The following is a 25,895-nucleotide window of genomic DNA, read 5'->3' as shown; positions in this document are numbered from 1 at the left end:
GCCGCTGCAAGATAGAACCCTGCAACGGCGAGAGCAATTATCAGGCCACCTTCTTGATGGCGTCACCGAGGATCGAGACCATCTGGTCGATGTGGCTCTTCTCGACAATGAGCGGAGGCGACATCGCAAAGCTGTCGCCGCTCATGCGCAGATAGAGGCCGGTGTTGAAGCAGTCGACCATGACGTCGTAGCCGCGCGCGCCGACGACGCCGTCACGCGGCGCGAGCTCGACCGCGCCCATCAGGCCGCAATTGCGGATGTCGACGACGTTGGGCAGACCCTTGAGCGAGTGCAGCGCATCGCGCCAGTATTCGGCCATCGTCGCACCGCGCGTGAGCAGCCCCTCATCCTTGTAGATGTCGAGCGTCGCGATACCCGCGGCGCAGGCGGTCGGATGCGCGGAATAAGTGTAGCCGTGGAACAGCTCCATCGCATTCTCCGGCCCGACCATCATGCCATCATGAACCTTGCGGCTCGCAAACACGGCGCCGCAGGGAATGGTGCCGTTGGTGATGCCCTTGGCCGTCGTCATCAGGTCCGGCGTGACGCCGAAGAAATTGGCGGCGAACGGCGTGCCGAGACGGCCGAAACCGGTGATGACCTCGTCGAAGATCAGGAGGATGCCGTGCTTGTCGCAGATCCCGCGCAGGCGCTGCAGATAGCCCTTCGGCGGCGGCAGCACCGCGGTCGAGCCCGGCACCGGCTCGACGATGACGGCGGCGATGGTCTCGGCACCATGCAAGGCCACCAGACGCTCGAGATCGTCGGCGAGCTCGGCGCCGTGTTCGGGCTGGTCCTTGGCGAAGGCGTTGCGGGAGAGATCGTGGGTATGGCGGATGTGATCGACGCCCGGCAGCAGCGTGGCGAAGGCGCGACGGTTGGCGACCATGCCGCCGACCGAGGTGCCGCCGAAGCCGACGCCATGATAACCGCGCTCGCGGCCGATCAGGCGGGTGCGGCTCGACTGGCCGTTGGCGCGATGATAGGCGAGCGCGATCTTCAGCGCGGTGTCGACCGATTCAGAGCCGGAGTTGGTGAAGAAGATGCGATCGAGGCCCTTGGGCGCGATCTCGGCAAGGCGCTCGGCGAAATCGAATGCCAGCGGATGACCCATCTGGAAGGTCGGTGCGAAATCCAGCGTCATCAGCTGCCGCTCGACGGCGGCGGCGATCTGCTTGCGGCCGTGGCCGGCATTGACGCACCAGAGGCCGGCGGAGCCATCGATCACCTTGCGGCCGTCGACGGTGGTGTAGTGCATGCCCTCGGCCGAGGAGAACAGCCGCGGGGCCTTCTTGAACTGACGGTTGGCCGTGAACGGCATCCAGAACGAGTCGGTCTTGATAGTGTTCGGAATCTGATGAAGGGTCACGGGCCACGCTCCTTTGCTGACGGGATAGCAGAGGCACGGCTTCCAAAGCGCAACAAGTCCTTTTCTGACGATCTGCAAGCCATTGATTTCACTAGGCCTGCCGGTCCATATTTGCGCGATCCGCAACACCTGCAACAGGGATTTGGGCATGAGCGTCGACATCGGTGGACGGCTGCGATTCATCCGGGCGCGCCAGAAGCTGTCGCAGCGCGAACTCGCCAAGCGCGCCGGCGTCACCAATTCGACGATTTCGCTGATCGAATCCAACCAGATGAACCCGTCGGTGGGCGCGCTCAAGCGCATCCTCGACGGGATCCCGATGGGGCTTGCCGAGTTCTTCGCCCTGGAGCCAGAGACGCGGCGCAAGATCTTTTATCGCTCGGAGGAGCTGACCGAGGTCGGCAAGAAGCCGATCTCTTATCGCCAGATCGGCGACAATCTGTTCGGCCGCAGCCTGCAGATCCTGAAAGAGCGCTACGAGCCCGGCAGCGACACCGGGCGCGTGCATCTCGTTCATGACGGCGAGGAAGGCGGCATCGTGATTTCGGGAAAGCTCGAAGTCACCGTCGAGGACGAGCGCCGCATTCTCAATCCGGGCGATGCCTATTATTTCGAGAGCCGCCGTCCGCATCGCTTTCGCTGCGTCGGCGGCAAGGCTTGCGAAGTGATCTCGGCTTGCACGCCGCCGACGTTTTAGAGCGCACCAGTGTTATCCGGGATCCTACGGAGTGCCCCGGTGTCTTACGGAGCTTGATGCATCTCAATTTCCGCGCGTCCGTCCTCTATATGTTGCGAGCCGTAGCCGAGAGACATTCCGGCGCCGCTTCATAACCAGGCTCGCAGATGAAGATCACGCTCGCCAATGCAGAGGCCGCGCTCGACGAAGTGCAGCGCGACGCCGACAAGCTCCACTCGGAGGAGCTGCGCAGGGCCATTGCCGACTACATCGAGACGCAGCGCGAAGCGCTTAGGGCACTCCGCAAGAAGCTGCATTAGCGATACGCGGCGGAACGAGATGATCTCGTCCCGCCTTTTGCTTGCTTCAGCCCTGCACCAGCAGTTCCTCGATCCTGATCGGAAAGCGGCGCACCCGCACGCCGGTCGCGTGCCAGACGGCATTGGCGACCGCGCCGGCGCTGCCGGTGATGCCGATCTCGCCGACGCCCTTGATGCCGAGCGCGTTGACGTGCGGATCGTGCTCCTCGACCGTAATCACGTCGAGCGGCGGCACGTCGGCATTCACCGGAATGTGGTACTCGCCGAGATTGGCATTCATGATCCGGCCACTGCGGCGGTCGGTGATGGCCTCTTCGTGCAGCGCAAAGGACATGCCCCAGATCATGCCGCCGAACAGCTGGCTCTTCACCAGATGCGGGTTGACGATGCGTCCCGCGGCGAAGGCGCCGACCATGCGGGTGACGCGGATCTGGCCGAGCTCGGGGTCGACCTTCACCTCGGCAAACACCGCACCATGGGCATGCATCGCATACTCTTCCATCGCTGCCGGATTCGGCGCACCGGTGCCGCGGGCCTCGATTTCGGCGACGCCTGCCCGCGCGAGGATCTCGGTGTAGCCCTCGCCGCGGCTCTCGTCGTCGCGCCGGATCAACCGGCCATCGCGCGCGATGACGCCGGCATTGCCGGCGCCGAACAACGGCGAGCGCTCGTCATTGGTGGCGAGGTCGGCGAGCTTGGCGATGACGGCCGCGCCCGCGCTGTGGATCGCAGCGCCCGCGGTCGCCGTGTGCGCCGAGCCGCCGGCGATGCCGGCGTCCGGCAGGTCGGACGTGCCAGCCTTGAACGTGACGCGATCGATATCGAGCCCGACGGCGTCGGCCGCGATCTGGGCAAGTGCCGTCCAGGCGCCCTGCCCCATATCGTGCGCTCCGATCTCCATCGCCCCCGTGCCGTCACGGCGGATCGCCGCGCGCGCTTCGGCCTGGAACATCAGCGCGGGGAACGTCGCGGTGCCCATCCCCCAGCCGACCAGAAGTCCGGCATCATCGCGCATCTGTCGCGGCTGGAGCGCGCGCTTCGCCCAGCCGAAACGCGCCGCGCCCTGATCGTAACAGGCACGCAGCGCTTTCGAGGAAAACGGTTTGCCGGTGATCGGCTCGACCTCGGCATAGTTCTTCAGGCGGAAGGCCAGCGGATCCATACCGCAAGCCCAGGCCATCTCGTCGATCGCGCTTTCCAGTGCAATCGATCCCGTTGCTTCGCCCGGGGCACGCATGAACAATGGCGTGCCGGTGTTGACGCGCACGGCGTCATGCGAGGTGCGGATCGCAGGCGCCGCATAGAGCGTATGCGAGGCGTCAGCCGCCGGTTCGTAGAAATCGTCGAACGTGCTCGACACGGTGCGGGCGTGGTGATCGAGCGCGGTCAGGCGCCCCTCAGCGTCGGCACCGATGCGCAGGCGCTGACGCGTCGGCGCGCGATGGCCGACCGGGCCATACATCTGCTCGCGGCGCAGCACGAGCTTGACCGGCTTGCCGACCAGCTTTGCCGCCATGATGCCGAGGACCGGAGGCCCCGCCATCAGCCCCTTCGAGCCGAAGCCGCCGCCGAGGAACGGGCTGCGGATGTGGATCTTGTCATGGGGAATGCCGAATAGCTCGGCAACACGCGCCAGGGACAACATCAATCCCTGGGTCGGCATGTCGATCTGAAGACTGTCGCCGTTCCAGTGAGCCACGATCGCGTGCGGCTCCATCGCGTTGTGATATTGCGCGGGCGTCTCATAAATCGAGTCGATCTGCTTGTCCGCTGATGCAAGCCCTGCCGCGACATCGCCATGGTGATTTTCGGTTGGGTTGCCGACACCAACGACGGGCGGCACGTAGCTTTCACCAGCATCAAGCCCGACGAGCGCGGGCAGCGCTTCATAACGCGGCGCCAGCAGCACCGCGCCCTCGGTCGCCGCCTCGAGCGTCTCGGCGATCACGACGGCGATGGGCTGGTTGGCGTAACGAACCTCGTTGCTCTGCAGCACCTCCATCCGGAACACGAACGGATTGGTCTTGATCTCCGGATCGATCGCGAGCTGCGGCTTGTGGTCCGCCGTCATGACGTCGACGACGCCGGGATGACGCTTGGCGGCCGCGACATCGAGCGAGGTCACGCGGCCATGCGCGATGCTGGACACGGCCATCACCGCAAACAGCATGCCGGGCGGATGATTGTCGGCCGCGTAAGTCGCCTGTCCCTTGACCTTGAGCACGCCGTCGCGGCGGGTCAGGGGTTGGCCGATGCTCGAGCCGTGACGGAGATGGGCGGGAGCGCTGGTGAGATTGAGCTCAGGCATGAATGGCTCCAGACGAAGCAAAGGGGGATGCCGGCAGCGCGGGGATGCGCGCAGGCGTACCGGCAGCGGCGAGGGTCAGCGCGCGCACGACGATGCGGCGCGCCAGCTCGATCTTGTAGCCGTTGTCGCCGGACGGCTTTGCGTCGGCGAGCGCGCGCCAGGCGGCTTCCTGGAAGGCATCCGCCGTTGGCGCGACGCCCTTGAGGACGTCTTCCGCGGCGCGGGCACGCCAGGGCTTTGCGGCGACGCCGCCGAGCGCAAGTCGCGCTTCCGCGATCTTGCCGTTCTCGATCCGCAGCGCCGCCGCAGCCGAGACGATGGCGAATGCGTAGGAGGTGCGCTCGCGCACCTTGAGATAACGCGCATGCGCGGCGAAACCACGCGCTGCGGGCGGCAGGCGCACCGCAACGATGAGATCGCCGGGCTCGAGCACGGACTCGCGCTCAGGCGTATCGCCGGGCAGGCGATGCAATTCGTCGAGTGCGATCTCGCGACGGCCGTTTCTGCCCTCGATCTCGACGATGGCGCCGAGCGCCACAAGCGGTACGCAGAAGTCGGACGGATGCGTGGCGATGCAGCTCTCGCTCCAGCCGAGCACGGCGTGCGTCCGGTTCTCGCCGTCGCGGGCGTCGCAGCCGCTGCCGGCCTCGCGCCTGTTGCAGCGGCTGGCGGTGTCGTAGAAATAGGCGCAACGGGTCCGCTGCAGCAGATTGCCGCCCACGGTCGCGGCGTTGCGCAGTTGCGCGGAGGCGCCAGAGAGAAGCGCTTCCGCGACGGCCGGATAGGATTTTGCGAACTCCGCATCATGCGCGAGATCGGCATTGCTGACGAGCGCGCCGATCCGCAACGACCCGTCGGCGAGAGTCTCGATTTGATCGAGACCGTCGAGATGCGTGACGTCGACCAAACGATCGGGTCGGCTGACGTTGCCCTTCATCAGGTCGAGCAGATTGGTGCCGGCAGCGAGATAGGTCGCGCCCGGCTGGGCTGCGGCGGCGACGGCCTCTGCGACCGTGGCGGGCCTGATGTAATCGAACTGTTTCATGCTGAGCGCCTCTGGCTGGATTCGTCGGCACCGGCCTGCGCCTCGAGCACGGCATCAACGATGCCGGCGTAAGCACCGCAGCGGCAGAGATTGCCGCTCATGCATTCGCGGATGCGTTCGGGATCGTTGCCGGCCTGGGCTTCCTGCATCAGGCCGATTGCGCTCATGATCTGGCCGGGCGTGCAGAAGCCGCACTGGAATCCGTCATGGGCGATGAACGCGGCCTGGACCGGATGAAGCTGGTCGCCACGCGCGACGCCCTCGATGGTGAGGATGTCGGCGCCGTCATGGCTGATGGCGAGTGCGAGGCAGGAATTGATGCGCTTGCCGTCGACGAGAATGGTGCAGGCACCGCACTGGCCGCGATCGCATCCCTTCTTGGTTCCGGTCAAATGGAGGCGCTCACGCAGGAGATCGAGCAGCGTAACGCGCGGATCGTCGAGGACGAAATCGCGCCGCGTGCCGTTCACGGTGAGGCTGATGGAGTGGTTCATATAAGGCTCCGATCAGATATGGACATGGCTCATCGCTCGGCGCGCCACCGCCGTGGCCGCCGTCGATATCGCGCCGCCCGGACCCGAAGTCCGCACCGGCACCCAGCGAAGATACGGAGGCACCCTCCGCTTAACAAGGGCCGTCGGAAAATATTTGGAATTCGTCAAAAGCCCGTGGGCAGACAACGCGATGCAGCCCTGCAAGGGTTCAATCTAACCAATTCGTGATCTACATTGCCGGCATGGACGACCACACCGACCAGACCCGCAAGCCCCGCGCCGACGCCGTGCGCAATCGCGAGCGCGTGCTCGAAGCGGCCAAGCTCGTGTTCAACGCCGGCGGCCCCGAGGCAAGCCTGGAGGCCGTGGCCAAACGCGCGGGCGTCGGCATCGGCACGCTGTATCGGCATTTCCCGACGCGCGAGGATCTGTTCGAAGCGGTGTACCGGCGCGAGGTCGAACAGCTCAGCGAGCTTGCCGAGCAGTTGAAGAACGCCAAGGACCCGGTCGATGCGCTCAGGCGCTGGCTCGGCTCTACCGTCGAATTCGTCGCCACGAAAAAGGGAATGTCGGCCGCGCTGGCGCTGACGTTCCAGAGCTCGTCTGAACTCGCGGCGTTCTCGATGGACCGTCTGACCAGGGCGGTCGGCTCGCTGCTCGATCGCGCCGTCGCGGCTGGCCAGATGCGCGCCGATATCAGTCCGGAAGACCTGTTCAGGGCCCTGATCGGCATGTGCTACATGCACGACCAGCCCGGCTGGCAATCCTCGGTGCTGCGGACGCTCGACGTGTTCGTCGACGGTCTTCGCGTGCAGCCCGTCGCAAAAGCCAAGGCGCGCGCCACCAAGCGCGCGAAGACGGCGTTGAAACCGAAGCGATAGCGCGTCCGTATTTGCCAAGGCCGTGCTAGGATCAGCATCGCCGGGATGTCAACGCGGAGCCTGCCATGCGCATTGCCGCCTTGCTGGTCGTTCTCAGTCTTGCTTGCAGCTCCTTCTCTGCGCGCGCCGACGATGTCGCGACGGCGCAAGGCGTGATCCGGGCTCAGGAACAAGCTTTTGCGCGAGACGATGCGGCTGCGGCCTATTCCCAGGCCGCGCCGGCGATCAGGGAAATCTTCCCCGCGCCCGACATCTTCATGTCCATGGTGCAGAAGGGCTACGCGCCGGTCTACCGCCACAAGAGCTTCGAGTTCGGCGAGAGCAGGATCGAGGGCAGCTCAATTGCCCAGCGCGTTCACATCATCGATGCCAATGGTGAAGCCTGGGAAGCGCTCTACACGCTCGAGCAGCAGCCGGACGGAAGCTACAAGATCACCGGCTGCTCGCTGCTGAAGGCGGGACAGGCGGTCTAAGCCGCCTCCAGCCATAAGGACACCACGGTCGCGACGGCGCCCAGGGTGATTGCGGTGTCGGCGACGTTGAAAATGGCGAAGGACCAGGCGTGGTAGGAGAGGTGAACGAAGTCGATCACCGAACCGATCCGCGCGCGGTCCAGCATATTGCCGAGCGCGCCGCCGATGACCAGGGCAAGTCCGGTTGCCAGGATCGGCTGGCCAGATGCCACGCGGCGGAGCCACCAGGCCAATAGTCCGCAGGCCAGAAGCGAGAGGCCAACCAGCGGCCAGCGCTGCGCATCGTCGGCAAACCGCAGGAAGCTGAACGAGATGCCTTTGTTGTAGGACAGCACAAGGTCGACGGATGGCAATGCCGTGGACGAGAAGATGATCATCGGACGATCGGGCTCCAGCAAGCCGACGGCAAGCTGCTTCGTACCCTGATCCAGCAGCACGACAACAAGGACCAGCCAGATCCAGCGGACGCCGACATGTGGCGTCGTCCTAAGTCGCAAAACCCGGACCCGTCTTGACCGAATTCATCCGCGCCCGGATCAACAGCATCAGCACGATGCCGACATTGAGGGCATTCCACGCCACGCCGTTGGCGAACGCGGCCGCGTAGGAGCCTGTGGCGTCGAAGATGATGCCGGACACCCAGCCTCCGAAGGACATGCCGAACACCGAGGCGAAGATCACGATGCCGACGCGGGTTGCGGCTTCGCTGGCCGGCATCGCCTCACGCACGATGATGGCGTAGCTCGGCACGATACCGCCCTGGAACAGGCCGAACATCGCGGAGATCAGATAGAGCGAGGCAAGACTGTCGAAGAACAGGTAGAACACCAGCGCGAAGCCCTGCGCCAATGCCCCGATCAGCAGCGTCGGGATGCCGCCGATCCTGTCCGCGAGATAGCCCGAGCCGATCCGGCTGACGATGCCGCAGGCCATCATCAGCGACAGCATTTCCGCACCGCGCGCCACGCCATAACCGAGATCGCCGCAATAGGCGACGATATGCACCTGCGGCATCGCCATGGCGACGCAGCAGGAAATGCTGGCGATCGAGAGCAGCACCGTCAGCGTGTTGGTCGAGAGCCTGAGATCAACACGGGGCGGCGCCGCATTGGCGTGATTGCGGACCTTGTCATCGCCCATCTGCGCGCGCAGAACCAGAACCAGGATCGACATCAACACCACGCAGACGAGACCGATGCCGATATGGGTATAGCGCCAGCCGATCCTCTCAATGCCGGTGTTGACGAGCGGCGGCCAGATCGTGCCGGCGACGTAATTGCCACTCGCGACAATGGTCACGGCGAGGCCGCGATAGCGCTCGAACCAGTGCGAGGCCTCCGCCATAAGCGGCGCGAACGTCGCGGACGTTCCGAGCCCGATCAGGAAATAGGCGGCGACGAACTGCCAGAGCTGGGTCGACAGTCCCGCGAGCGTATTGGCCACGCCGAGAAAGGCGATGCTGATCGCCATGGCCGGCACGATGCCGAACTTGTCGGTGATCTTGCCCGCGATCACGCCGCCGAGCCCGAAGCCGAACATCATCAGCGTGAAGGCCAGCGACACCGCGCCGCGCGTGGCGGCGAACTCGGCCTGCACCACCGGAATCACCACGACGACCGCCCACATGCCGACGCCGCCGATCGAGCCCATCACCAGTGCGAGCAACAGCCGCACCCAGGCCTGACGCGAGTCAGGGGTGAATGAGGCCGATTTCTGTCCGGGGTGATTTGGTGCGTGCACGGCGCGGACCATGTTCGCGGATCGCCTCGCGGTCAAGCATCGTGCCGCGATAATGGGCATGCGCGGTGCACTGCGGTAAGAAGGCGCTTGGCGAACTCGCGCTTTGCCATTAGTTTGCAATCTGCGTGTGCAACATTGCCGCGCGGAGCATGCTGTCGGAATGTTGTTGCAATTGACGCGATCGATGCGGATCAGGGTGGGGCGCTTCATAGCGCTGGCCTATCTGTTCTGCGTGCTCGCGCCGGCGGCAAGCCTCGCCTGGGGCAGCGGTCCAGCGCCGTGCCTCGACGACGACGCCCTGCTCGCCGACCTCGTGCCTGTGCATCATCAGATGTCGGCCAGCCACATGCATGGCGACGTGACGCATGACCACGCGGGGATGCATGCGCATCACCAGAGTTCCGCGCAGGACACGCCTGCCCCGCATCATCATGACGGCAAGGGCAAGGTTGGCCCGTGCTGCGCGATGATGTGCGTCACCGCGCTGCCGGCCGATCTGCCGAGCTTCGCAAAGCCGCTTCAGCCGGTGTCCAGCTGTGCGCCTGAGATCGTGGCCAGCCTGCACAGCGCGGCGCCGCCCCTGCTCTACCGCCCTCCCATCATCTGATCTGATTCCACGAGGTCAGGCCGAGCGCGCAATCCGCGCGCGCGAACCTGTGGTCTCCAGACAGATCAGGATGATTCATGCTTACGCTTCTCGGGGCGAAGTCCGCCGCCGCATCTGCGGCGCGTGGAGGATACTTTCTATTCCATTGGCCGCTGCTGGCCGCGATCGCGTTCGCGCTATCGGGCTGCATGCCGGCAACGACGTCTGTCGCCACCGCGGATCCTGCCGATCCCGCGGCAAAGGCATCGCACGTCGGCTACCGCTCGACGGTCGCCTATACGAGCCTGCGGCCCGCGACGCCCGCGCCGTGGCAAGACCGCAACGACGCGGTCACACCGCAGCCGAAGCAAGACCAGTAGGCGCGCGCCATGGCACATCATTTGGCGCGAGTCCTGCTCGTTCTCGGCGCGCTCAGCCTCTCCGGCTGCGCCGCGTTCTCGCCCGACAGCGGCATGACGGCCGTCTCCGAGCTGACGAGCCAGACCATCAAGAAAGACGTCGCCTTCGTGCGAACGGCGGAGGGGGCCGGTGCGGTCGACGCCCGCGTTCGCCAGTTGCTGTCGCGGACGCTGACCGCAGAGACTGCCGTGCAGGTCGCGCTGCTCAACAACAAGGGACTGCAGGCCGCCTACAACGAGCTGGCGCTGGCCGAGACCGACCTGATCGAGCAGAGCCTGCCGCCCAATCCCGTGTTCTCGGTCTCGCGAATCTCGGGGAATGGCGCCAGCGAGATCGAGCGCCAGGTCGTCGGCGACATCCTGGCGCTGGCCACGCTGCCGTTCCGCTCCGACATCGCGCGCGAGCGTTTTCGTCAAGCGCAATTGCGCGCGGCGCTGGCGACATTGCGGCTCGCTGCCGACGTGCGGCGCGCTTACGTCCGCGCGGTAGCCGGCAACGAGATGGTGGTGCTGCTGACCGACGCGAAAGCGACGGCGGAATCGACTGCGCAGCTCGCGGTCAAGCTCGGTGAGACCGGCTCGGTCAACAAGCTCGATCAGGCCCGCGAGCAGGTGTTTTACGCCGAGACCACAGCCGATCTCGCCACCGCGCGGCAAGCTGCGACCAGCGCCCGCGAAAAACTGGCACGACTGATGGGGCTGTGGGACGATGGTCTCGACTTCCGTCTGCCCAACGCATTGCCGCCGCTGCCACGCCCGCAGGCCTTGCCCTCGATCGAAGCCGATGCGGTGGCCCACCGCATCGACCTGCAGATCGCACGGCTCGAGCTGACGGCACTGGCGAAGTCGTTGAACCTCACCGAGGCGACCCGCTTCGTCACGCTGCTCGATCTCGCCGGCATCTCACGCCGCACCCAGGATCCGGAAAGCGCCCCGTTCCGCGAGCGCGGTTTCGACGTGCAGTTCCAGATCCCGATCTTCGACGGCGGCGAGGTGCGCGTGCGGCAAGCGGCGGAGACCTACAACCTCGCCTTCAACCGCCTGACCGAGCGTGCTGTGAACGTCCGCTCGGAAGCGCGCGATGCCTACCGGGTCTATCGCTCCACCTATGATATCGCGAGCCACTACCAGCGCGAGATCTTGCCGTTGCGAAAAATCATCACCGAGGAGATGCAGTTGCGCTTCTCCAGCATGCAGGTCGACATTTTCGCGCTCCTGACCGAGGCACGACAACGCCTCGCGTCCCTGCGCGGCGCGATCGACGCCAGGCAAAACTTCTTCCTCGCCCAGTCCGAGTTGCAAACCGCCGTCAATGGTGGCGGCGCGCCTGCTGCCGGCGGCGACAACCCAACCAATATCGCCGCGGCGGCACCTGCCGATGGCGGCCACTGACACGGAGGCCAGCATGTTTTCCCGTCGAGGATTTTTGGGCACGGCCGCGCTGGTGAGCGCGTCAGCCGTCAGCGGCCGCGTGCAAGCCGCATCGATTCCGGAAGCGGCACACATGGACAAGGCGGTGATGCAGCCGCCTCTGCATCCCATCGGCGGCCCCGACTACCGTCCCGTCGTCACGCTCAACGGCTGGACGCTGCCGTTCCGCATGAACGGCGACTGGAAGGAATTCCATCTCGTCGCCGAGCCCGTCGTGCGCGAATTCGCCGAGGGCATGAAGGTCAATCTCTGGGGCTACAACGGCCAGTCGCCGGGGCCGACGATCGAGGCGGTCGAAGGCGACAAGGTTCGCATCTTCGTCACCAACCGCCTGCCCGAATACACCACCGTGCACTGGCACGGCATGATCGTGCCGAGCGGCATGGACGGCGTCGGCGGACTGACGCAGCCGCATATCGAGCCGGGAAAGACCTTCGTCTACGAGTTCGAGATGAAGAAAAGCGGGACCTTCATGTACCACCCGCATTCCGACGAGATGGTGCAGATGGCGATGGGCATGATGGGCATGGTCGTCGTGCACCCGCGCGATCCGAACTTCCGCCCCGTCGACCGCGACTTCGTCTTCGTGATGAGCACCTATCGCGTCGATCCCGGCACCTATCTGCCGCGGGTCAACGAGATGACCGACTTCAACATGTGGACCTGGAATTCGCGGGTGTTTCCGGGCATCGATCCGCTGCCGGTCCGGCTCGGCGACAAGGTGCGCGTGCGCATCGGCAATCTCAGCATGACCAACCACCCGATCCATCTGCATGGCCACAGCTTTGCCGTGACCTGCACCGACGGCGGCTGGATTCCCGAGAGCGCGCAATATCCGGAGACGACGACCGACGTGCCGGTGGGCGCCGTGCGCGTGTTCGACGTCCTCGCCGACAACCCCGGTGACTGGGCGTTTCACTGCCACAAATCGCACCACACCATGAATGCGATGGGACACGACATGCGCAACATGATCGGCGTCTCGCGCAAGGATCTCGCCAGGGCGGTCGGCAAGCTTGCGCCCGACGCCATGGTGATGGGCCAGTCCGGCATGGCGATGGGCAACATGGAGATGCCGGCGCCCGACAACACGCTGCCAATGATGAGCGGCGCCGGCCAGTTCGGGCCGATCGAGATGGGCGGCATGTTCACGGTGATGAAGATCCGTGAGGACCTCGCCCGCGACGATTATCGCGATCCCGGCCCCTATCAATTCCCGCAAGGCACCGTCGCCTACGAGGTCGCTTCCCCCGCGGCGGAGCCGGCGCGGCCGCCGGCCTCGCCCGCGCACAAGATGAAGATGTGAGCGCTTTGATGAACCACCAACTGGAGACCACAATGACGAAGACGATCAAACTCGCCCTGACGCTGGCCGCGCTGTCGGCCGCACCCGCGTTCGCGCACGAGGGGCACGACCATCACGGCTTCTCGGCCGGCGAGCCCGGCGATCCCAAAAAGCCGGCGCGCACCATCGAGATCGCGTTGAGCGAGATGTCCTACGAGCCGTCGAACATCAATGTGAAACGCGGCGAGCAGATCCGCTTCGTGCTGCGCAATGTCGGCAGGGAGGATCACGAATTCCTGCTCGCCACCACGAAGGAAAATCTCGCGCATGCCGAGGTGATGAAGAAGCACCCGCACATGGAGCACGACGATCCAAACGGCGTACGGCTTGCGCCGAACAAGACCGCCGAGATCGTCTGGAAGTTCACCAAAGCCGGCACCTTCGAATTTTCCTGCCTGATCCCCGATCATCGCGACTACGGCATGGTCGGCCACGTCACCGTGAAGTGAGAACAATGGAGACAATCATGAAGCCGATCATGCGCATGACCGCGGCACTCGCGCTGACGCTGGGCCTGACCGTGAGCTCGCTGGCGCAAGCCGCCTCCATCAGCGGCGAGGTCAAGAAAATCGACGAAAGCGCCGGCAAGATCACGCTGAAGCATGGCCCCGCCAAAAGCCTCGGCATGGACGAGCCCATGACCATGGTCTACCGCGTCAGGGATCCCGCCATGCTCAAGCAGGTGAAGGTCGGCGACAAGGTATCGTTTGAAGCCGAGGAGGCAGCCTCGGGGTATACGGTGACGAAGCTGGAGAGAGCGAAGTAAGGCTCGGTCGTCATTCCGGGGCGCGCCCCTTGGCGCGAACCCGGAATCCATTCATCCACCGGACTTGCGGCCCGATGGATTCCGGGCTCGCCCTTCGGGCGCCCCGGAATGACCACCGGGGCCCCCGAAATACCCCGGCCCGACCTCCTGCCGCACCCCGCCGTTAACCCTTTGCTAACCATACACCCGGCAAGAATTGCCGGGTGAAGTCGAGTGTCGTCAGACGCGTAGAACGGGAGCTCCCGTGGACGCCAGTGCGGTGCCTCACTTTCGGAACGGCGGCCCATCGGCCGCCGCGCAGACGTTTGGGGCGCGCGGACGGCAGTCGCGCGGGGAGGCAGCTACCATGGTCGACGTCACCGCGGGACAGGGCGTAGGCAGCGCCAAGCCGGGCCTCCCCTCCCTCAACGAAATCGTCACTATCCTCAAGCGCGGCGACATCGCGCTGGCGCTCGGCATCCTCACCATCCTGGTGGTGCTGATCCTGCCGCTGCCGGCGATCGTGCTGGACCTGTTCCTGGCGATCTCGATCACGCTCTCGATCCTGATCCTGATGACGTCGCTGTTCATCCAGACGCCGCTGGAATTCTCGGCATTTCCGACCGTCCTGCTGATCTCGACCATGCTGCGGCTGTCGCTCAACATGGCCTCGACCCGCCTGATCCTGTCGCACGGGCACGAGGGCACGGATGCCGCCGGTCACGTCATCGAAGCCTTCGGCAGCTTCGTGATGGGCGGCAATTTCGTCATCGGCATCATCGTCTTCGCCATCCTGATCATCGTCAATTTCGTCGTCATCACCAAGGGTTCGGGCCGTATCGCCGAAGTCGCCGCCCGCTTCCACCTCGACGCCATGCCCGGCAAGCAGATGGCGATCGACGCCGATCTCTCCGCCGGCCTGATCGACGAGAAGGTCGCCAAGCAGCGGCGCAAGGAGCTGGAGGACGAGAGCGGCTTCTTCGGCGCCATGGACGGCGCCTCGAAATTCGTCCGCGGCGACGCCATCGCCGGCCTCCTGATCGTCTTCATCAACGTGGTCGGCGGCATGATCATCGGCGTGGCGCAGCAGGGCCTGTCCTTCGCCGACGCCGGCCGCAGCTACACGCTGCTGACCGTCGGTGACGGCCTCGTCACCCAGGTGCCGGCGCTGATCGTCTCGACCGCGGCGGGCCTGCTCGTCTCCAAGGCCGGCGTCTCCGGCGCCGCCGACAAGGCGCTGATGAAGCAGTTTTCCGGCTATCCGCAGGCGCTCGCGATGTCCTCGGCGGTCATGCTGGTGCTGGCGGCGCTGCCGGGCATTCCGACCATTCCGTTCCTCGCACTCGGCGCCGGTGCCGGCGCGCTCGCCTGGAACGCCCGCAACCACAAGCGCACGAGCATCAAGGCCGAGGAAGCCGCCAAGGCCGCGCCCGCTGCCGGGCAGCCCGGAGCCGCGGGCGCCGCCGCAGCCGAGGAGCCGATCTCCGCCGCGCTGAAGATCGACGACCTCAAGATCGAGCTCGGCTATGCCCTGCTGCCGCTCGTCAATGGCCCCGACGGCACCGACCGCCTCACCGAGCAGATCAAGGCGCTGCGCCGCTCGCTCGCGATCGAGATGGGCTTTGTCATGCCGGCGGTGCGCATTCTCGACAACGTGCAGCTCGAGGCCAACACCTACATCATCAAGATCAAGGAGGTCGACGCCGGCACCGGCAAGATCTGGCCGAACCAGTTCATGGTCATGGACCCCGGCGGCAGCCAGGTGCAGGTGCCCGGCATCCACACCACCGAGCCGACCTTCGGCCTGCCCGCGACCTGGGTCGATGCCAGCCTCAAGGAAGAGGCCTCGCTCAAGGGCTACACCGTCGTCGACGCCGCGACCGTGCTCTCGACCCACCTCACCGAGCTGCTCAAGGCCAACATGTCGGACCTGCTCTCCTATGGCGAGGTGCAGAAGCTGCTCAAGGAGCTGCCGAAGGAGCAGAGCGAACTGGTCAAGGACATCGTGCCCGCACAGGTTACCGTCTCCGGCATCCAGCGCGTGCTGCAGCTGCTGCTCGCCGAGCGTATCTCGATCCGCGACCTCTCGACCATCCTCGAAGGCATCGCCGACTCGCTCGCCTTCTCGCGCAATCCCGCGACCATGGTCGAGCATGTCCGCGCTCGCCTGGCGCGTCAGATCTGCGCGCAGAATACGTCCTACAACGGCTATCTGCCCCTGATCGCACTGTCTGCGCGGTGGGAGCAGGCCTTTGCCGAGTCCATCGTGGGTCAGGGCGAAGAGCGCAGCCTCGCGATGCAACCCTCGAAACTGTCAGAGTTCATGACCGGTGTGCGCGAGGCCTTCGAGCGCGCCGCCCGCGAAGGCGAGGCGCCGGTGCTGGTGACATCTGCGGCAATTCGTCCCTTCGTCCGGTCCCTGGTCGAACGGTTCCGGGCCCAGACGACCGTGCTGTCGCAGGCCGAAATACACCCCCGCGCGAGGCTGAAAACGGTCGGAAGCATCTGATTTGCCTTAAGAAGCCGTGTGTTTTTCAGCCACAGGCAAATGGTTTTTGAGTTCCTGGCGCCTTGTCGACCAAAGGCCGATAAGGCGCCCTCCAGGCACATTACAGCTTTGAAATAACTACGAAATCGAACGATCGAGCCTCGTTCTTGATCGCGATCGTTCACGTCGTGTCACGCTCTTGTGATCGCCCCTTGGGAACGAATCCCCCCAATACTAGGTTGTTGGGCACCGGAAGCATGAACCTGCCTAACAAAGGTGGCGACTACTTCGGGTAGATGGCGGCAGGAGCCTTCCATGAACCACTCGATTTACAGCGCAGATCGCTCGACCCACCTGAAGATCGTGGTCGTGGCCCTCGTTGCAGGGATCGCGGTGGCAGGCTTCGGCATTACGGCACGCACCGGTTCGGACGACGGCCTGACGCAGACCGCCCGCGTCATCAAGGCCGGCAAGCCGGTCGTGATCACCAGCTCGAACGCATCGCTCGTTCGCTAAGGAGATATGAGTTTCAGGAATTCACGCGGCTCTTTACCAGCCCCCCAAAGTCGCCACGTGGATATGTAGACGACCCCAACCCCAAGTCGACTACAGAAAGCGCCCGCCCCCCACGGGCGCTTTCTCATGTCTGGGGTAGCGCAATGACGGATCGGTAGATCGGTAGGATGGGTAGAGCGCAGCGAAACCCATCGAGGCCCCCTCCGAGCCGACGCGTGATGGGTTTCGCTACGCTCTACCCATCCTACTCCCTTCACAAACACACCTTCGCGCCCTCGCGGCTTGTCTCGCCCGAGCTTTGCTTCGTCGCCTCACCCTCCATTGAAAGAGGGCGCAGGGAAGACCGGGTGCCGGCTGGCACCCGCGGTCCACTGTGCGAGGTTGCAGATGAAGAATCTGCACAGTGGCATACAGGTGAAGCCTGAACATCCGGCCTTCCCTGCGCAGTGGTTTGACGGCTTATGTCGTGATCTCCCCGGGGAGCGATGCACTATTGCCCCCGTCGCCCTGCAGATGACTGATGCGCGTGTCCGGTTGGACAGCGTGCATCACCACAAGACTTGGCGCACAGGCTCCGGGCGCCAGGACCACACGATTTTGCCGTACGCCGATCACACCGGTCGTGTGCGCGAGGCCTTCGCTCACGGTTGCCCGCCCTGCAAAGCGCTTCGCGCCGATGTGAGCCACGCCCACCGCCGCCCGGCCCGCGTTCGTGACGATCGCGATACGCCCCTCTTCCTTGGGCCGGGTTGCGCGACACATACGCCGTTTCCGAATTTCGGTAAAGTGGAATATTTTCGACGACCAGGATTGACCGAGGGCTTGGATGTTTTGCCCGTCGGGCAACGCAAGGGCTTGTCGATGAGCCCACGATGCCTTGACAGCGACTGGCTTTGCTCGGCTAGGTTCAGAACCTGATGAAGCGGAGCACGCGATGGAGCAGCGCTTTACTTTCGATCAGATTGCGGGAGCATACAGGGCCTCACGTCCCGATTATCCCGAAGCTCTCGTCGACGACGTGGTTTCGTACGCCGCCATGAAGCCTGGAGATCCCGTTCTCGAAGTCGGATGCGGCACGGGGCAGGCAACAAAGAGCTTCGCGACGCGCGATCTGCAGATCGTTGCAATCGACCCTGGGCCCGAAATGGTACGCACTGCGCGCGAGAGCCTCGCCGGTTTTGACAATGTCGAACTGGTCGAGGCGACGTTCGAGGCGTGGTCACAGGACAAGGCACCGTTCCGGCTCATCGTCGCGGCGCAGTCGTGGCACTGGGTCGCTCCAGAATTGCGATTCGTGAAAGCGGCGAAGTTGCTTTCACCTGACGGATCATTGGCCGTCTTTGGACATGTTCCGACAGGACTGCCCGCTTCATTGCTCGAACGGTTCAAGGACATATACCTGCGTCATACGGGCCGCTGGGGACCGCCACCGGAGGCCTGGTACCTGCCCAGCGGTCCATTCAAAGGCTGGTTCGACGAGTCGGGATTGTTCGGAGCGGTGGAGCACCGCTGCTATCCCTGGAAGTGGCAGCACACGACATCAAGCTACGCAAATTTCCTGGGTACGCGCTCGGAGTTTCGAATGCTCACGCCAACTATACGCGAAGAGCTGCGCAATGACATTTCCAAGGCGATCGACCGTCACGGCGGAGAATTCGAGGTGGACTACGAAACCCACCTCTACATGGCCCGCCGCATCGGCCTCGGTGAGTAGCTCTGGATTGGCTCGAATGGAATCTTGGCTTCGTTTAGGTTCCGCTGCACAATTCAGGACTTCCGTGAGCGCAGGATATGAGGGCAAATGCAACTTCTCACCGAGCATATAGCTGCATTTTCCAACTCGCCGCTGGCTGCGCTGACTGAAAAGACGCCCTGGGCGCTGACCACAAACTCCGTCTCGGCAGTTCGACGTCTTTTGAACGGGATCAGCGAAGAGTTTTGCATGTCGGATGACGTCGCAATCCATCGAACAACGACGGTGGAAGCCGGCGCGCTGGTCAAAGGGCCGGCGATAATCGGACCAAGGTGCTTCATCGCCGCCGGCTCGCTCATCCGTGGCGGGTGCTGGTTGGAGGAAAATTGCATCATTGGCCCGGGCAGCGAACTTAAATCCTCTTTCTTGTTTGCCGGATCGAAGTTGGCACATTTCAATTTTGTCGGAGACAGCGTCGTCGGGGCGAGAGTGAATCTCGAGGCCGGCTCCATCGTCGCCAATTTCCGAAATGAGCTTGCCGATCCAAGGATTCGAATCTTGCATTCATGGGAGATCGTCGACACCGGCGTCGACAAGTTTGGCGCACTGATCGGTGATGACTGCAAGTTCGGCGCAAACGCCGTTGTCGCTCCCGGAGCAATCTTTGAAAGGGGAACAATCATTGCACGGTTGACTTCGGTGGATCAGCGACCGAGCTGATCGTCACAGCGGCGCACCGTCACTTCTGAAATTGGCGCATAGCGCCGGTTCGCTGTGACGCGGGATTTGGTCCGCTGTCGGGACATAGCGGAGTTCATAAGCTGGCCGTCCAGCTCAACTCCGCCGCGCTCCATAAGTCGGCGGCGGCGCCTGCACCGTTGGCGCGGCGGCAGCGAACAGTTCGTCCTTGCGCCCCGAGAGCGGGGGATAGATGCGTTTGCAGTTGATGGTCTGCTTGGTCGCCTTGGCAGCCTGGCCGGTCGTGCGCACCTCGCGGTCCCACCCCTCTGTGTAGAGCGCGCCCCAATCGCCGAGATCGAGCACGGTGACGTACCAGTCGATCCTCAGCGGCAGCAGCGGTTGGCCGACGAGATCGGCCACTACATTGTGGCCGGCGAAGCGGCCCATGGGACGGGCGAACTGGCAAGACATCACGGTCGGATGCAAGCCATCGACCACGCTCGAGGCGACGTCGCCGGCGGCGAAGACGCCCGGCAGATCCGTGACCCGCATGAAGGGATCGACCAGAAGGCGCCCGAGGCGATCGCGCGCGCCCGCAAAGTTTTCGGCGAGCCGGCTCGCGCGCATGCCGGCGCACCAGATCACGGTCTGCGTTGCGATGAACTCGCCTGAGCTCAAATGAACGCCGGCAGCTTCGACCGACGCGACGCGCACGCCGAGCCGCGTCTCGACCTCGAGCGACGATAAAGCGGTCTCGATGACGGGGCGCGCGTGGTCGCCGATCGTGGCGCCGACCGCGGGATTGGGATCGACCAGGATGATGCGGCGACTCCCGGTGATACCGGCGCGCACCAGCCGGTCTGGCATTTCGGCGGCAACCTCGATGCCGGTGAAGCCAGCGCCGACCACCACGATCGTCGACCGACCCGGCGACGGCGCACTGCGTCCGAGCGAGGTGAGATGATCCTCGAGGCGAAGCGCCGCGGCATAGGTGTCGACGTCGAACGCATGCTCGGCGAGGCCCGGAATATCCGGCCGCATCACCTCGCTGCCGAGCGCCAGCACGAGGCGATCGTAACTCAGCGTCTGCTCGCCGCTGCTCGTCACCAGCGCGATCTGGCGCCGCGCCGGATCGACCGCCTCGACTTCGCCGAGACCGTGCGTGACGCCGATCGGATCAAGCAGTTGCGGAAGCGGCAGCGCAACCTCGCTGAGGTCGACCTCGTAATTGCGCACGCGGATGTTGTGATAGGGATTGCGGTCGATAACGTGGATCTCGATGTCGCGGCCGGCCGCACCCATCTCGTCGCGCATGCGCGCGGCTCCGATGGCCGCCCACAGGCCTGCAAATCCGGCGCCGAGCACGACGATACGCGCCATGTCCGTTGACTTCGCTGTTCGAGACCATCCGGCGATCTGTGCCGCTGGACAGATATAGCTCAATCATCCGGATCGACCAACTGCGGCAGCAGTCGGCCGCTGCCCAAAATCGGGCCTCAGGCCTCGCGCAGCTCCGAGGGCGTCGCGCCAAAACGCTTGCGGAAGGCGCGATTGAAATAGGACAGATCCGAGAAGCCCGAGGAATGCGCGATGTCGCTGATCTTGCGCGCCCGCGCGCGGGGATCGCCGAGCAGTTTTCGCGCCAGGAGCAGGCGCTGCTCCAGCACGAACTCGGTAAAGGTGGTGCCGGCCTGCTCGAACAGCCGCTGCGCCTGGCGCGGGCTGAGCCCCGAGCGGGTCGCGACCTCGGACAGGCAGAGATCGTTGCGGCCGAGCGCGGCCATCACGTCGGCGCGCATGAGATCGAGACGGGCCGCCGCATGGCCGCGACCGCGCGCGAGCGCCGCGTGCTCGGCGTCGGTGCCGAGCAGGAGGCCGACGAGATCGACCATGTGCTGCGCGGTCAGGCGCTGGCCGACGGCGTCGAGATGCGGCGCGTGGTGAGCGGCAAGCGCGTGATAACGGAAGATGGTCTCGGCGACCACCCCGTCCGACAGCACCTGGGACAGCTTCTCCTCGGCGCGCGGATTGATGTCCAGCAGCGCGCGGCGCGGCATGCGGATGGTGGTGAAGCGGTTCTCGTCGGTGTGACCGACGCTGCCGGTGATGGCCATGTCGGCAAGCACCATCTGCGCCGGCGCGAGCTCGACCGTATGGCCGTTCTGCCGGACGCTGACGAGGCCGGCATGCGCGGCGATCAGCACGAGATCGTCACTGCCGTCGGCGAGACCGCTCTGCGTGCGCGAATATTGCGCGGAGGAGCCTTCGGGAATGGCGAGCGCGATATTGTCGACCACGCTGATCTGCAACCGGCAGTCGATGCTGTCGCCCTGGCTCGGTCCGATCTCGAGGCCACAGGCCCCCAAGGCCCTGTCGCGCCAATGTTCGAACGCCGGCCCCTGCGGCAGGCCTGCATATTGGTGAATAAAGACGCCCGGCGGCTTGGCTGCATCCATCTGGTTTCTAGCCCCTCTCCGGCACCATGATCGGCTGTGCCGACTGCAAATTCCGGGCATTTGACGCCGGGACATGCATGGAGGTTCAAATCACAGGTGGATTCAGCAAGACTTGTCGGATTGCGACGGAGAAACGGACCGTCGCGACAATTATGCGCCGTTGGGGCGGCTACTTCTTCGCCGGAACCTGGGGCTGGGACGGCGGCACGGTCTCGATCAGCTTGCCGGAAAACACCGGCGCCGAGGTCGGCTGGCCGTTGGGCGAGCCGCCCGACTGCTCGACCGTGACTGCATAGGTTGCGCCGTTGACGACATCGGCATCGTAACCGGCGAGCACCGGGCGCGCCGTGAAGTCGCCGTTACTGATCACGCCCAGCGAACGCGGGCGCGGCAACCTGTCGGAGATCAGCCAGAGCTCAAAGCTCTTGCCCGGCTCCGGCGTCGCACCGACCTTGCGCACCGTGAAGTTCTTGGTCGCCCCGTCGATGGTGAGGATGAAAGCGGGGCCGCCGCTCTGGCCCTGCAGCAGCGCGACATATTGCGCGGGCGAAGACAGCGGCGCGGCCGGTGCCTTGAGCTCGACCGTCTGGATGCGCGGTGCGGGCCGCAGCGGGCCGGGCAGCGCATCGGGCAGGAAGATCTGGAGCGACAGCGTCACCAGCAAGGCGGCCGCGAGCGCGCCCACGGCGGAGGCGATCGTGCGCCAGCGCTTCACGCGGCGCTCGAGATAGATCACGTTGCTGCCGTCGACGACCGGCGCCGGCGTCGCGGGCGTCACGCTCGGATCGGGCGCATGGGTCTGCGGCACGAACTGCGGCGGGAAAATCGGAACGGCATCGGAGTTGGAATCGGGCAACGCCTGCGGCGGCACGTCCAGCGACGAAGGTTCTGGCGATGGCGTCTCTGGCGTGGAAGACTCTGGCGCCGAAGACTCTGTCGTTGAAGCCTCGAGCGATAAAGGCGCCGGCGAATAGAACTCCGGCAGTGGTGGCGGCGGCGGCGCCTCCGACGGCACCGGCGGCGCTTCGGGCGAATCCTGCGACGATAGCGTCTGCGCGATCGCGCGCTGGATGTTCTCCCACACGATCGGCCGCGGCTCGATCGTGCCGACCATCTGATTGAGGACGCCGAGCCGGAATTCCCAGGCCTGCACGACCGCGGCGAACTCCTGGTCCACCGCCATCATGGTCGCGACCTGCGCGCGCTCGTCGGCCTCGAGTGTGCCGAGCGCATATTCCGCGGCGAGCGCGATATGGTCCTCGCTGTAGGCCATCAGTTGCAGTCCGAAACCATCCTCGTCGTCGACGCGCTCATAATCCGAGACACTCCCGGATATCCAGCATGCTGCGCCGCAGCCACGTCTTCACCGTGTTGACGGGTGCTGCGAATTTCTCCGCCAATTGCTCGCGGCTCCAGCCGTTGTAATAGGCGAGAAGCACGAGCCGCTGACGGTCCGGCTCGAGGCGACCGATGCATTCCAGCAGCCGCTTCAACTCCTCGGACATCTCCCGGCGCGCCAGCGGATCGGGACTGTCGGCGGCGACGTCCATCGCCTGCGGCTCCTCCTCGATGGAGGCCTCCGTCTTCTTGCGAACGATATCGATGGCGCGGTTACGCGCGATCGACGCCATCCACGTGATCGGCGATGACAGCGTCGGATTGAACTGGCCGGCGCTGTTCCAGATCTTGACGTAGGTCTCCTGAATGACCTCCTCTGCGAGATCCTGTCGGCGCAAGATACGGAGGACGACGCCATAGAGTTTCGCGCGCGTGGCGGCGTAGAGGCGCTCGAACGCGGCCTGGTCGCGCTTCGACACCGCCTCGATCAGCCCGACCAGCTCTGCTGGCGTCAGCATTCAGCCCCCCAAAGCTCAGGCCCCGTCGCATCCGCGCAGACCCCGGCACTCCGCTACCATAGCGCGCGGTCAAGCCCGTCACCAAGAGGCGGCGCGCCGCGCTGTGGACAGCGCACGCAAAAACCCGGACCTTGCGGGTCCGGGCTCGCAAATTCTCTAGCGATTTTGACCGCTGGCGGCCGTCAGGCGATGGCGCCGATGCGGGAACGCATCAGGCCGATGCTGTCGAGATCGGCCTGCTCGCGGGCATTTTCCTCGGCGCGCTCGCGGGCCTGGTCGCGCTCGTCCAGGAGCTCGACCTTCTTCAGCTCCTCGAAAGCCTCCCCGAGCGCGGCCTTGGCCTCCTCAAGCTGGCCCCTCAGCTCGTCGGCCGAGCGGGTCAGGTTCTCACGGCGCTGGATGGCGGCCTTGGCATAGGTCGGATAGGCGAAATGCGCGGGGTCGTTGATCCCGGCACGGTCCTGCTCGGTCTGGATCTCGCGATCCAGATCGGTCGACATCCGCTGGAAGTCGGCGATCATGGACTCGATCTGGGCGACCCGGCGGCGCTTCTCGTCGACCTGAAACTTCTTCAGGCGAATGAGGGTATCACGTGACTTCATCGACTCGTACTCCCCAGAAGTCCCTTAGCTGCAAGACATACACACACATTGGGACGGCACCGGTCTCCCCACTGGCCCGATTGGGGCCAAGACCGGCTCTGCTACTCTGTGGGATCGGATGATGACGGGACAAAGTTAGCGTTCCGTTTCCAAATTGCCGAGGATTTGCGCCAACTGCCGGTAACCATCGGCCAGCGAGGCATTTTCGTCCTTGCGCTGCCGCAGGAAGGCCTCCAGCGGCTCGTGCAGGCGGATCGCCTCGTCAACCTCGGGGCTGGAGCCGGCCCGGTAGGCGCCGAGCCGGATCAGCTCCTCCATATCGGCGTAGGTCGCCATCACCGCCCGCGCCTTCTGGATGGTCGGCCAGAATTGCGGATCGGCCGATTTCGGCATGGTGCGCGACACCGATTTGAGGATGTTGATGGCCGGGTAGCGGCCGCGCTCCGCGATCGAGCGCTGCATCACGATGTGCCCGTCGAGGATGCCGCGGACGGCGTCGGCGATCGGCTCGTTGTGATCGTCGCCGTCGACCAGCACGGTGAAGATCGCGGTGATGGCGCCCTCGCCCAGCCCCGGTCCGGCGCGCTCCAGGAGTTTCGGCAGCTCGGTGAAGACCGTCGGCGTGTAGCCCTTGGCGGTCGGCGGCTCGCCGGCGGACAGGCCGATCTCGCGCTGGGCCATGGCGAAACGCGTCACCGAATCCATCAGGCAGAGGACGTCCTGGCCCTCGTCGCGAAAATATTCGGCGACCGCGAGCGTCAGATACGCGGCCTGCCGCCGCATCAGGGCCGGCTCGTCGGAGGTCGCGACCACCACGACCGAGCGCGCCAGGCCCTCCTCGCCGAGGTCGTCCTGCAAGAACTCCTGCACCTCGCGGCCGCGTTCGCCGATCAGCCCGATGACGCTGACAGCGGCATCGACGTTGCGCGCGAGCATCGAGAGCAGCACGGATTTGCCGACGCCGGAGCCTGCGAAGATGCCCATGCGCTGGCCGCGGCAGCAGGTGAGGAAGGTGTTCATCGCGCGCACGCCGAGATCGAGCGGGCTGCCGACGCGCTTGCGCGAATGCGCCGGCGGCGGCGAATTGCGGTACGGCATCGGCGAAGCGCCCTGCGGCAAGGGTCCCTTGCCGTCGATCGGTTCGCCCAGCGCATTGACGACGCGGCCGAGCCAGGCCGACGACGGACGGACCTGATTGGCGGCATTGGCGATGACCGCCTTGCAGCCGCGACGCACACCGTCGAGGCCGGCGAACGGCATCACGACAGCGTTGTTGCCGGAGAAGCCGATCACCTCGCAGGGGATCGAACGGTTGGCGCCGGTCTCGATGACCAGCCGTGCACCGACCGACATCGCATGGATCGGGCCGGCAACCTCGACCATCAGACCGCGTACGCCGACCACGCGGCCATAGATATTGACGCCGTCGATGTCGCCGATCTGTTCAGCCAACGCCTTCATATGAGGGCCTTCATAAGGGGACGCGCCTGCATGATCGGGGCCTTCATGGCGAAACCCTTAAATTTCGCCATATTTCTGAACGGCGCTTAACTTCGTGTTTACCCGCATCGTTAATCATTGCGTCACTGTCTTTGTGACTGAGCGTGGCTCCCCTTCAGAAGAAGGCTGAGTCGCGGGAGTCGGTTAGGCCCGTCTCTTAAAGTGGAACTTGAACGGAGCCGGATAACGAAAGCTGCTTCAACGCAAGACCTTAGGGCGATTCGAGAAAAATTGCACCGGGGGGACTTGCGTTCCAGAATCAGGATTTGTT

The 25,895-nt window shown here is 64.9% G+C and carries 26 protein-coding genes; 14 read left to right on the top strand and 12 right to left on the bottom strand.

Annotation, left to right across the window (positions count from 1 at the left end; all coding sequences use genetic code 11):
- Nucleotides 1-40 precede the first annotated feature (40 nt).
- Nucleotides 41-1,369, bottom strand: a complete 1,329-nt coding sequence (locus tag NLM32_RS11190; protein ID WP_254129032.1) for an aspartate aminotransferase family protein — start codon at nt 1,367-1,369, stop codon at nt 41-43.
- 148 nt (nt 1,370-1,517) lie between these two features.
- Here NLM32_RS11190 and NLM32_RS11185 point away from each other — a divergent pair, with 148 nt between their 5' ends.
- Together NLM32_RS11185 and NLM32_RS11180 are read left to right on the top strand one after the other, a co-directional pair.
- Nucleotides 1,518-2,066 carry a cupin domain-containing protein gene (locus NLM32_RS11185; protein WP_254129031.1) on the top strand — a complete coding sequence of 183 codons (549 nt, stop codon included), beginning with the start codon at nt 1,518-1,520 and terminating at the stop codon, nt 2,064-2,066.
- A 146-nt stretch (nt 2,067-2,212) separates the two neighbouring features.
- The gene (locus tag NLM32_RS11180) at nt 2,213-2,365 is read left to right on the top strand and encodes a hypothetical protein (RefSeq protein ID WP_254129030.1); all 153 of its coding nucleotides are present in this window, start codon (nt 2,213-2,215) and stop codon (nt 2,363-2,365) included.
- A 46-nt stretch (nt 2,366-2,411) separates the two neighbouring features.
- Here NLM32_RS11180 and NLM32_RS11175 read toward each other — a convergent pair whose 3' ends face one another.
- From NLM32_RS11175 to NLM32_RS11165, 3 genes are read right to left on the bottom strand one after another with little or no spacing between them, the layout of a single operon-like run.
- A complete protein-coding gene (locus NLM32_RS11175; RefSeq protein ID WP_254129029.1) occupies nt 2,412-4,673 on the bottom strand; it encodes a xanthine dehydrogenase family protein molybdopterin-binding subunit in 2,262 nt (753 codons plus the stop codon).
- Complete coding sequence (locus NLM32_RS11170; protein ID WP_254129028.1) at nt 4,666-5,718, bottom strand: xanthine dehydrogenase family protein subunit M; 1,053 nt, start codon at nt 5,716-5,718, stop codon at nt 4,666-4,668. The genes NLM32_RS11175 and NLM32_RS11170 overlap by 8 nt, the downstream gene beginning before the upstream one ends.
- Entirely contained in the window at nt 5,715-6,212 is a 498-nt protein-coding gene (locus tag NLM32_RS11165; RefSeq protein WP_254129027.1) for a (2Fe-2S)-binding protein, read from the bottom strand. Before NLM32_RS11165 ends, NLM32_RS11170 begins: the two co-directional genes overlap by 4 nt.
- A 242-nt stretch (nt 6,213-6,454) precedes the next feature.
- Between NLM32_RS11165 and NLM32_RS11160 the strand changes: the two genes are divergently transcribed.
- Together NLM32_RS11160 and NLM32_RS11155 are read left to right on the top strand one after the other, a co-directional pair.
- Nucleotides 6,455-7,093, top strand: coding sequence for a TetR/AcrR family transcriptional regulator (locus tag NLM32_RS11160; RefSeq protein ID WP_254135285.1), 639 nt, complete (start codon nt 6,455-6,457; stop codon nt 7,091-7,093).
- Nucleotides 7,094-7,158: 65 nt separating this feature from the next.
- Nucleotides 7,159-7,566, top strand: a complete 408-nt coding sequence (locus NLM32_RS11155) for a DUF4864 domain-containing protein (protein ID WP_254129026.1) — start codon at nt 7,159-7,161, stop codon at nt 7,564-7,566.
- On the opposite strand, the gene lspA is transcribed toward NLM32_RS11155, so the two are convergent.
- Together lspA and NLM32_RS11145 are read right to left on the bottom strand one after the other, a co-directional pair.
- Nucleotides 7,563-8,063 carry a signal peptidase II gene (lspA, locus tag NLM32_RS11150; RefSeq protein ID WP_254129025.1) on the bottom strand — a complete coding sequence of 167 codons (501 nt, stop codon included), beginning with the start codon at nt 8,061-8,063 and terminating at the stop codon, nt 7,563-7,565. The two genes, NLM32_RS11155 and lspA, sit on opposite strands and share 4 nt — an antisense overlap.
- Nucleotides 8,053-9,318, bottom strand: coding sequence for an MFS transporter (locus tag NLM32_RS11145; RefSeq protein WP_254129024.1), 1,266 nt, complete (start codon nt 9,316-9,318; stop codon nt 8,053-8,055). The genes lspA and NLM32_RS11145 overlap by 11 nt, the downstream gene beginning before the upstream one ends.
- A gap of 148 nt (nt 9,319-9,466) precedes the next feature.
- Here NLM32_RS11145 and NLM32_RS11140 point away from each other — a divergent pair, with 148 nt between their 5' ends.
- The 10 genes from NLM32_RS11140 (at nt 9,467) to NLM32_RS11095 (ending at nt 19,249) form a co-directional block, all read left to right on the top strand.
- On the top strand, nt 9,467-9,913 hold the full coding sequence (locus NLM32_RS11140) for a hypothetical protein (RefSeq protein ID WP_254129023.1): 447 nt from the start codon (nt 9,467-9,469) through the stop codon (nt 9,911-9,913).
- A 77-nt stretch (nt 9,914-9,990) separates the two neighbouring features.
- Entirely contained in the window at nt 9,991-10,272 is a 282-nt protein-coding gene (locus NLM32_RS11135) for a hypothetical protein (RefSeq protein ID WP_254129022.1), read from the top strand.
- Nucleotides 10,273-10,281: 9 nt separating this feature from the next.
- Nucleotides 10,282-11,703, top strand: a complete 1,422-nt coding sequence (locus tag NLM32_RS11130) for a TolC family protein (protein ID WP_254129021.1) — start codon at nt 10,282-10,284, stop codon at nt 11,701-11,703.
- A 13-nt stretch (nt 11,704-11,716) separates the two neighbouring features.
- Nucleotides 11,717-13,048 carry a copper oxidase gene (locus NLM32_RS11125; protein ID WP_254129020.1) on the top strand — a complete coding sequence of 444 codons (1,332 nt, stop codon included), beginning with the start codon at nt 11,717-11,719 and terminating at the stop codon, nt 13,046-13,048.
- A gap of 32 nt (nt 13,049-13,080) precedes the next feature.
- On the top strand, nt 13,081-13,536 hold the full coding sequence (locus NLM32_RS11120) for a cupredoxin domain-containing protein (RefSeq protein WP_254129019.1): 456 nt from the start codon (nt 13,081-13,083) through the stop codon (nt 13,534-13,536).
- A gap of 17 nt (nt 13,537-13,553) precedes the next feature.
- Nucleotides 13,554-13,853, top strand: a complete 300-nt coding sequence (locus tag NLM32_RS11115) for a copper-binding protein (protein WP_254129018.1) — start codon at nt 13,554-13,556, stop codon at nt 13,851-13,853.
- Nucleotides 13,854-14,199: 346 nt separating this feature from the next.
- Nucleotides 14,200-16,341, top strand: a complete 2,142-nt coding sequence (gene flhA / locus NLM32_RS11110) for a flagellar biosynthesis protein FlhA (RefSeq protein WP_254129017.1) — start codon at nt 14,200-14,202, stop codon at nt 16,339-16,341.
- A gap of 294 nt (nt 16,342-16,635) precedes the next feature.
- Nucleotides 16,636-16,836 carry a hypothetical protein gene (locus tag NLM32_RS11105; protein ID WP_027532768.1) on the top strand — a complete coding sequence of 67 codons (201 nt, stop codon included), beginning with the start codon at nt 16,636-16,638 and terminating at the stop codon, nt 16,834-16,836.
- 934 nt (nt 16,837-17,770) lie between these two features.
- Nucleotides 17,771-18,550 carry a class I SAM-dependent methyltransferase gene (locus NLM32_RS11100; RefSeq protein ID WP_254129016.1) on the top strand — a complete coding sequence of 260 codons (780 nt, stop codon included), beginning with the start codon at nt 17,771-17,773 and terminating at the stop codon, nt 18,548-18,550.
- Nucleotides 18,551-18,637: 87 nt separating this feature from the next.
- Nucleotides 18,638-19,249 carry an LpxA family transferase gene (locus tag NLM32_RS11095; protein WP_254129015.1) on the top strand — a complete coding sequence of 204 codons (612 nt, stop codon included), beginning with the start codon at nt 18,638-18,640 and terminating at the stop codon, nt 19,247-19,249.
- Between the two features lie 114 nt (nt 19,250-19,363).
- Here NLM32_RS11095 and NLM32_RS11090 read toward each other — a convergent pair whose 3' ends face one another.
- From NLM32_RS11090 to fliI, 6 genes are all read right to left on the bottom strand, one after another.
- Complete coding sequence (locus tag NLM32_RS11090; protein ID WP_254129014.1) at nt 19,364-20,590, bottom strand: NAD(P)/FAD-dependent oxidoreductase; 1,227 nt, start codon at nt 20,588-20,590, stop codon at nt 19,364-19,366.
- Between the two features lie 116 nt (nt 20,591-20,706).
- The gene (locus NLM32_RS11085) at nt 20,707-21,666 is read right to left on the bottom strand and encodes an AraC family transcriptional regulator (protein WP_254129013.1); all 960 of its coding nucleotides are present in this window, start codon (nt 21,664-21,666) and stop codon (nt 20,707-20,709) included.
- A 169-nt stretch (nt 21,667-21,835) separates the two neighbouring features.
- Nucleotides 21,836-22,939, bottom strand: a complete 1,104-nt coding sequence (locus tag NLM32_RS11080) for an anti-sigma factor domain-containing protein (protein ID WP_254129012.1) — start codon at nt 22,937-22,939, stop codon at nt 21,836-21,838.
- A gap of 37 nt (nt 22,940-22,976) precedes the next feature.
- A complete protein-coding gene (locus tag NLM32_RS11075) occupies nt 22,977-23,522 on the bottom strand; it encodes a sigma-70 family RNA polymerase sigma factor (RefSeq protein ID WP_254129011.1) in 546 nt (181 codons plus the stop codon).
- Nucleotides 23,523-23,704: 182 nt separating this feature from the next.
- Nucleotides 23,705-24,124, bottom strand: coding sequence for a flagellar export protein FliJ (fliJ, locus tag NLM32_RS11070; RefSeq protein ID WP_254129010.1), 420 nt, complete (start codon nt 24,122-24,124; stop codon nt 23,705-23,707).
- 135 nt (nt 24,125-24,259) lie between these two features.
- Nucleotides 24,260-25,585 carry a flagellar protein export ATPase FliI gene (gene fliI, locus NLM32_RS11065; protein WP_254129009.1) on the bottom strand — a complete coding sequence of 442 codons (1,326 nt, stop codon included), beginning with the start codon at nt 25,583-25,585 and terminating at the stop codon, nt 24,260-24,262.
- Nucleotides 25,586-25,895: the final 310 nt, after the last annotated feature.

The organism is Bradyrhizobium sp. CCGUVB14 (assembly GCF_024199935.1).
Taxonomy (GTDB): domain Bacteria; phylum Pseudomonadota; class Alphaproteobacteria; order Rhizobiales; family Xanthobacteraceae; genus Bradyrhizobium.
This window is presented reverse-complemented; position numbering and strand designations above follow the sequence as displayed.

Coding starts and splice junctions, on each gene's coding strand:
- NLM32_RS11135 (WP_254129022.1), top strand. CDS start 9,991: ATGCTTACGCTTCTCGGGGCGAAGTCCGCCGCCGCATCTGCGGCGCGT.
- fliI (WP_254129009.1), bottom strand. CDS start 25,585: ATGAAGGCGTTGGCTGAACAGATCGGCGACATCGACGGCGTCAATATC.
- NLM32_RS11095 (WP_254129015.1), top strand. CDS start 18,638: ATGCAACTTCTCACCGAGCATATAGCTGCATTTTCCAACTCGCCGCTG.
- NLM32_RS11160 (WP_254135285.1), top strand. CDS start 6,455: ATGGACGACCACACCGACCAGACCCGCAAGCCCCGCGCCGACGCCGTG.
- NLM32_RS11105 (WP_027532768.1), top strand. CDS start 16,636: ATGAACCACTCGATTTACAGCGCAGATCGCTCGACCCACCTGAAGATC.
- NLM32_RS11180 (WP_254129030.1), top strand. CDS start 2,213: ATGAAGATCACGCTCGCCAATGCAGAGGCCGCGCTCGACGAAGTGCAG.
- NLM32_RS11175 (WP_254129029.1), bottom strand. CDS start 4,673: ATGCCTGAGCTCAATCTCACCAGCGCTCCCGCCCATCTCCGTCACGGC.
- NLM32_RS11115 (WP_254129018.1), top strand. CDS start 13,554: ATGAAGCCGATCATGCGCATGACCGCGGCACTCGCGCTGACGCTGGGC.
- NLM32_RS11140 (WP_254129023.1), top strand. CDS start 9,467: ATGTTGTTGCAATTGACGCGATCGATGCGGATCAGGGTGGGGCGCTTC.
- NLM32_RS11165 (WP_254129027.1), bottom strand. CDS start 6,212: ATGAACCACTCCATCAGCCTCACCGTGAACGGCACGCGGCGCGATTTC.
- NLM32_RS11185 (WP_254129031.1), top strand. CDS start 1,518: ATGAGCGTCGACATCGGTGGACGGCTGCGATTCATCCGGGCGCGCCAG.
- NLM32_RS11130 (WP_254129021.1), top strand. CDS start 10,282: ATGGCACATCATTTGGCGCGAGTCCTGCTCGTTCTCGGCGCGCTCAGC.
- NLM32_RS11155 (WP_254129026.1), top strand. CDS start 7,159: ATGCGCATTGCCGCCTTGCTGGTCGTTCTCAGTCTTGCTTGCAGCTCC.
- NLM32_RS11080 (WP_254129012.1), bottom strand. CDS start 22,939: ATGGCCTACAGCGAGGACCATATCGCGCTCGCCGCGGAATATGCGCTC.
- NLM32_RS11170 (WP_254129028.1), bottom strand. CDS start 5,718: ATGAAACAGTTCGATTACATCAGGCCCGCCACGGTCGCAGAGGCCGTC.
- NLM32_RS11075 (WP_254129011.1), bottom strand. CDS start 23,522: ATGCTGACGCCAGCAGAGCTGGTCGGGCTGATCGAGGCGGTGTCGAAG.
- NLM32_RS11125 (WP_254129020.1), top strand. CDS start 11,717: ATGTTTTCCCGTCGAGGATTTTTGGGCACGGCCGCGCTGGTGAGCGCG.
- NLM32_RS11120 (WP_254129019.1), top strand. CDS start 13,081: ATGACGAAGACGATCAAACTCGCCCTGACGCTGGCCGCGCTGTCGGCC.
- NLM32_RS11085 (WP_254129013.1), bottom strand. CDS start 21,666: ATGGATGCAGCCAAGCCGCCGGGCGTCTTTATTCACCAATATGCAGGC.
- NLM32_RS11145 (WP_254129024.1), bottom strand. CDS start 9,318: ATGGTCCGCGCCGTGCACGCACCAAATCACCCCGGACAGAAATCGGCC.
- NLM32_RS11090 (WP_254129014.1), bottom strand. CDS start 20,590: ATGGCGCGTATCGTCGTGCTCGGCGCCGGATTTGCAGGCCTGTGGGCG.
- fliJ (WP_254129010.1), bottom strand. CDS start 24,124: ATGAAGTCACGTGATACCCTCATTCGCCTGAAGAAGTTTCAGGTCGAC.
- flhA (WP_254129017.1), top strand. CDS start 14,200: ATGGTCGACGTCACCGCGGGACAGGGCGTAGGCAGCGCCAAGCCGGGC.
- NLM32_RS11100 (WP_254129016.1), top strand. CDS start 17,771: ATGGAGCAGCGCTTTACTTTCGATCAGATTGCGGGAGCATACAGGGCC.